The sequence below is a fragment of the Streptomyces sp. NPDC060209 genome (assembly GCF_042728155.1).
Classification (GTDB): Bacteria; Actinomycetota; Actinomycetes; order Streptomycetales; family Streptomycetaceae; genus Streptomyces.
On sequence record NZ_JBHWZS010000444.1, the window covers coordinates 1 to 5,427 of the forward strand.

Annotated in this window: 4 protein-coding genes; 2 read left to right on the top strand and 2 right to left on the bottom strand. The window is 71.8% G+C overall.

Annotation, left to right across the window (positions count from 1 at the left end):
- Nucleotides 1–40: 40 nt before the first annotated feature.
- Both ACFWFI_RS40655 and ACFWFI_RS40660 read right to left on the bottom strand, forming a co-directional pair.
- Nucleotides 41–655 (bottom strand): hypothetical protein, encoded by a 615-nt coding sequence (locus tag ACFWFI_RS40655; RefSeq protein WP_387400666.1) that lies wholly within the window; start codon nt 653–655, stop codon nt 41–43.
- A gap of 116 nt (nt 656–771) precedes the next feature.
- Nucleotides 772–2,034, bottom strand: a complete 1,263-nt coding sequence (locus ACFWFI_RS40660) for a nucleotide sugar dehydrogenase (RefSeq protein WP_387400668.1) — start codon at nt 2,032–2,034, stop codon at nt 772–774.
- Nucleotides 2,035–2,288: 254 nt separating this feature from the next.
- Between ACFWFI_RS40660 and ACFWFI_RS40665 the strand changes: the two genes are divergently transcribed.
- Nucleotides 2,289–3,995 (top strand): glycerol-3-phosphate dehydrogenase/oxidase, encoded by a 1,707-nt coding sequence (locus ACFWFI_RS40665; protein WP_387400670.1) that lies wholly within the window; start codon nt 2,289–2,291, stop codon nt 3,993–3,995.
- A 469-nt stretch (nt 3,996–4,464) separates the two neighbouring features.
- Nucleotides 4,465–5,427, top strand: a 963-nt coding sequence (locus ACFWFI_RS40670) for a serine/threonine-protein kinase (protein ID WP_387400672.1), incomplete at its 3' end; no start/stop codon positions are given.

A 5,427-nucleotide genomic window follows, 5' to 3' on the forward strand; every position in this document is an offset into this window, starting at 1 on the left:
CCATTCCTCTGGTCCGGGCCGTAGTGCGTGCCGCGTGGGGTCAGCCGGCCCGCTTGGCTCCACCGAAGGCGGCGACCGGACCGAGGAGGAGGAAGAGGTACGTCATGAAGTCGGCCTCCTCCTTCCAGACGTCGATGAGGTCGCCGAAGTGGTCGAAGAAGATCTCGGTGAAGCCGACGCCCAGACCGTCCGCGAGGATCATCGACATGCCTATGAGCTGGCCGAGGAAGACGGCGCCCAGGGCGAAGACGGCACTGCTCAGGCCGACGGCCGGGTTGGGGCCGCTCACCTTGCTCGCCGCGAAGCCGACCAGGAAGCCGACGCCGACGGCCGCGTAGCCGACCTCGCGCTCGATGGAGCCCGCGAGCACGCCGTACAGGATCGCCGCGACGATCGCCGTGCCGAGTGCCGTCAGCAGGCCGAGGCCGAGGCCGGAGCCGCTGCGGGCCGGCGGTGCGGGCGCGAACGGTGCGCCGCCGCCGAACTGGCCGGGCTGCTGGTCGGCGAAGGGATTCCCGGTGGGCGCGCCGGGCTGCTGGCCGGCGTAGGGGTTGCCGGTCGGGGCGGCGGCCTGGCCCGCGTACGGGTTGCCGTCGGCCGGCTGTCCGCCGTAGGGCTGCTGCGGTGGGTTCGGCGGCTGCACGGGCTGGCTCATATGGGTGTTCCCCCCTGGGACGGTGCGCACGAGTGTGCGAGAAGTGACGCCGCAGGCTAGCAGCCCGCGCCGACACGGCCCACCGCCAATTCCGGCGGGCCCACCCGGGGGACGCGCTACAGCCGGTGGGCGGCCCCCGCCGGGGTGGCTCCCCGGGTGTCCAGGAGGAGCTGGGCCTTCACCGCGAGGCCCTGGAGGTCGTACGTGCGGTGGTGCTGGAGCAGCACCGTCAGGTCGGCGCCGGCGGCGGCCTCGTAGAGGGAGTCGGCACGCGGAACGGGCAGGTCGCGCACCCGCCAGTCCAGGACGTGCGGGTCGTGGTAGCCGATCTGGGCGCCCATGTCCATCAGCCGGGTCGCGATCTCGCGGGCGGGTGAGGACTCCTGGTCGGCGAGGTCCGGCTTGTAGGTGACGCCGAGCAGCAGGACCCTGGCCCCCCGGACGGACTTGCCGTGCTCGTTCAGCAGGGTCGCGCAGCGCTGGATCACATAGCTCGGCATCCGGTCGTTGATCTCCTTGGCCAGCGAGACCATGCGCAAGGGGTGGCCGGGCGTACGGCTGTTGTACGGGAAGTAGCCGGGGTCCACCGGGGCGCCGTGGCCGCCGACACCGGGGCCGGGGCGGAACGGCTCGAAGCCGAACGGTTTGGTCTCGGCGCACCTGATGACGTCCCAGAGGTCGACGCCGAGGTCGTGGCAGAGCACCGCCATCTCGTTGACCAGTGCGATGTTGACGTGCCGGAAGTTGGTTTCGAGGACCTTCGTCATCTCGGCCTCGCGCGGCCCGCGGGCCCGGACGACCTTGTCGGTGAGCCGCCCGTAGAAGGCGGCGGCCGATTCGGTGCACGCGGGGGTGAGGCCGCCGATGACCTTCGGGGTGTTGCCGTAGACATGGGTGCGGTTGCCCGGGTCGAGACGGCCGGGGGAGTGGGCGAGGTGGAAGTCCCGCCCGGCGCGCAGGCCGGAGCCCTCCTCGAGAAGGGGGCGTACGACGTTCTCGGTGGTGCCGGGCGGCACGGCCGACTCCACCAGGACGGTGGTGTGCGGCCGCAGCCGGGCGGCGAGCGCCCGGGCCGCTTCGGTCACGGCGCCGAGGTCGAGGGTGCGGTCCGGTCCGAGGGGCGTGGGGGCGCAGATCGCGGCGGTGCGCACCCGGCCCAGCTCGGCCGGGTCGGCGGTGGGCCGGAAACCGCCCGAGAGCATCCGACGGATGTCGGACGCGCTGAGGGATCCCTCGACCGGGGTACGGCCCGCGGAGAGTTCCGCGAAGGGACGTGGGTCGGTGTCGTAGCCGACGGTGTGGATTCCCACGCCGACGGCTGCTTGGGCGAGGGGCAGGCCGAGGTGACCGAGTCCGATGACGGCGAGGTCTGCGGGCATGTGGGCCGTCCTTTCCCTAAGGCCAAGAGACAGAAAGTGCAACTGCTGGGGACAGCGCTATGTCAGACTAGGCGTAAATATGACCTATATGTCGCATTCTGTGACTCTTGTGGGGCGGGTGTTGTCCACAGGCGGTGGCTGAAGTCGTGAACCGCGGACAGAATCGAGAGGTGGGCACGGACGCCCGGCCCCCCGGCCGGTCCCCGCTCCCGTGCCGAACCACCCCGATGCACCGGGATTACCGGGAGGCAGCAGTGAGGACAGCGACACTGGGACCCGCGGAGCGCGCCGAAGCGCTGACCGCGATGGCCGAGCGCGAACTGGACGTGCTGGTCGTGGGAGCGGGCGTGGTCGGCGCCGGGACCGTGCTGGACGCGGTCACCAGAGGACTTTCCACCGGACTGGTCGAGGCGCGCGACTGGGCGTCCGGCACGTCCAGCAGGTCGAGCAAGCTGATCCACGGCGGGCTGCGCTATCTGGAGATGCTGGACTTCGCCCTCGTACGCGAGGCGCTCAAGGAGCGCGGGCTGCTGCTGGAGCGGCTGGCGCCGCACCTGGTGAAGCCTGTTCCCTTCCTCTACCCGTTGCAGCACAAGGGATGGGAGCGGCTGTACGCGGGCTCCGGCGTCGCGCTCTACGACGCGATGTCGGTGTCCTCGGGCCACGGCCGCGGGCTGCCAGTGCACCGGCACCTCACGCGCCGCCACGCCCTGCGGGTCGCGCCCGCCCTGAAGAAGGACGCCCTGGTCGGAGCCCTGCAGTACTACGACGCCCAGATGGACGACGCCCGCTATGTGGCGACCCTGGTGCGCACGGCCGCGGGCTACGGCGCGCATGTGGCCAACAGGGCGCGGGTGACCGGCTTCCTGCGGGAGGGCGAGCGGGTCGTCGGCGCGCGGGTGCAGGACGTCGAGGGCGGCGCGGAGTACGAGGTCAGGGCCAAGCAGGTGGTCAACGCGACCGGAGTGTGGACGGACGACACCCAGGCGCTGATCGGCGAGCGCGGGCAGTTCCACGTCCGGGCGTCGAAGGGCATCCATCTCGTCGTGCCCAAGGACCGCATCCACTCCTCGACCGGACTCATCCTGCGGACCGAGAAGTCCGTGCTCTTCGTGATCCCGTGGGGGCGGCACTGGATCATCGGCACGACCGACACCGACTGGGACCTGGACAAGGCCCATCCGGCCGCCTCCAGCGCCGACATCGACTATCTGCTCGAACACGTCAACTCGGTGCTGAACACCCCACTGGGCAGGGACGACGTCGAGGGCGTCTATGCCGGGCTCCGGCCCCTGCTGGCCGGTGAGTCGGACGCCACGAGCAAGCTCTCGCGCGAGCACACGGTGGCCCACCCGGCGCCCGGGCTCGTCGTCGTGGCGGGCGGAAAGTACACGACGTACCGGGTGATGGCGAAGGACGCCGTCGACGAGGCGGTGCACGCGCTGGACCAGCGGGTGGCGGAGTGCGTCACGGAGGACATCCCGCTGCTGGGGGCCGAGGGCTACCGCGCCCTGTGGAACGCCCGCGCCAGGATCGCCGCCCGCACCGGGCTGCACGTGGTCAGGGTGGAGCACCTGCTCAATCGGTACGGATCGATGACCGAGGAACTCCTGGAGCTCGTGGCGGCCGACTCCTCGCTGGGTGAGCCGCTCGCGGGCGCCGAGGACTACCTGCGGGCCGAAGTCGTCTACGCCGCTTCGCACGAGGGCGCCCGGCACCTCGACGACGTCCTGACGCGGCGCACCCGGATCTCCATCGAGACCTTCGACCGGGGCACCCGCTGTGCCCGCGAGTGCGCGGACCTCATGGCGCCGGTGCTCGGCTGGGACACGGGCCAGGTCGAACGGGAGGTGGAGCACTACCGCAAGCGGGTGGAGGCCGAGCGGGAGTCCCAGCGGCAGCCGGACGACCTGACGGCCGACGCGGCACGGCTGGGGGCACCGGACATCGTGCCTCGCTGAGACCGGGCGCCCTCGGAGCGGGCCGGCGGGCGGAACTCCGCCTCCAGCGGTTCCGCTTCGAGGTCCGCGCCGGGCGACGTGCCGGTGTTCACCCGGAAGTGGCCTTGGTGATGCCGCCCGCCCGGAAGCGATCGGCCACCCCGGCGCAGGGGCCCGCGGAGCCGTACGTCCTCGCTCCGGGGGCGCGCGGCGTGCCGGAAAGGCCGCCGCCGGCGCGCGGTCCTCGACGACCAGCCGGGGGAGGTAGGACGATGCGGGCGTGAGGTGTGGTTCGCTGGGCAGGCTCGCGGTTCCCAAGGCGAGCACTGTCAGCACCAGTGGGGCGGCGAGCAGCGCCCTGGGTATCGGATGGCAGCGGGTTCCTTCCTCCGGCCACATCAGGGCCGACCACGGACCCGGCACCATGACCGGTCCCGGGGTGAGGGACAATGAACGCTCTGCCAGGGCGGGTTGATCGCAGAGGGGACGCATGTCGGAGGCGGAGCAGGCGCGGGAGCCCCAACGGGACAAGGACGGACGTCTCCTCGCGGGGCGGTACCGCCTCGGGGAGGTGCTCGGCCGGGGCGGCATGGGCACGGTCTGGCGTGCTGCCGACGAGACGTTGGGACGTACGGTCGCGGTCAAAGAACTGCGGTTCCCGTCGTCCATCGACGAGGACGAGAAGCGGCGTCTGATCACGCGAACCCTGCGTGAGGCGAAGGCGATCGCGAGGATCCGCAACACCAGCGCGGTGACGGTCTACGACGTGGTCGACGAGGACGACCGGCCGTGGATCGTCATGGAGCTCATCGAGGGCAAGTCCCTCGCCGAGGTGATCCGTGAGGACGGGACGCTGACGCCCAGGCGTGCGGCGGAGGTCGGCCTCGCCATCCTCGACGTGCTGCGCTCGGCGCACCGCGAGGGCATCCTGCACCGGGACGTGAAGCCGTCCAACGTGCTGATCTCGGAGGACGGCCGGGTCGTCCTGACCGACTTCGGCATCGCCCAGGTCGAGGGCGACCCCTCCGTCACCTCGACGGGCATGCTCGTCGGCGCCCCCTCCTACATCTCGCCCGAGCGGGCCCGCGGTCACAAGCCGGGGCCGCCCGCCGACCTGTGGTCGCTCGGCGGGCTGCTGTACGCGAGCGTCGAGGGCCGCCCGCCTTACGACAAGGGATCGGCCATCGCCACGCTGACGGCGGTGATGACGGAGCCGGTCGAACCGCCGGCGCACGCGGGCCCGCTGGAGGAGGTCATCTACGGCCTGCTGGCCAGGGACCCCGACCAGCGGCTGGACGACGCCGGGGCGCGTGTCCTGCTCAACGCGGTGATCAACGCTCCGGAACGGCCCGTCGCGCCGCCGGCCGACTCCACCCAGGTCATGGCGCTGCCCTCGATCGGTGAGTCCGGGAACGACAAGGGCGGCAGGAGCGGCAGGAACGAAGCCAAGGGC

What these genes read in the sequence shown, in the direction of transcription:
- ACFWFI_RS40655 (WP_387400666.1), bottom strand. Translation starts at nt 655, where the DNA reads ATGAGCCAGCCCGTGCAGCCGCCGAACCCACCGCAGCAGCCCTACGGC.
- ACFWFI_RS40660 (WP_387400668.1), bottom strand. Translation starts at nt 2,034, where the DNA reads ATGCCCGCAGACCTCGCCGTCATCGGACTCGGTCACCTCGGCCTGCCC.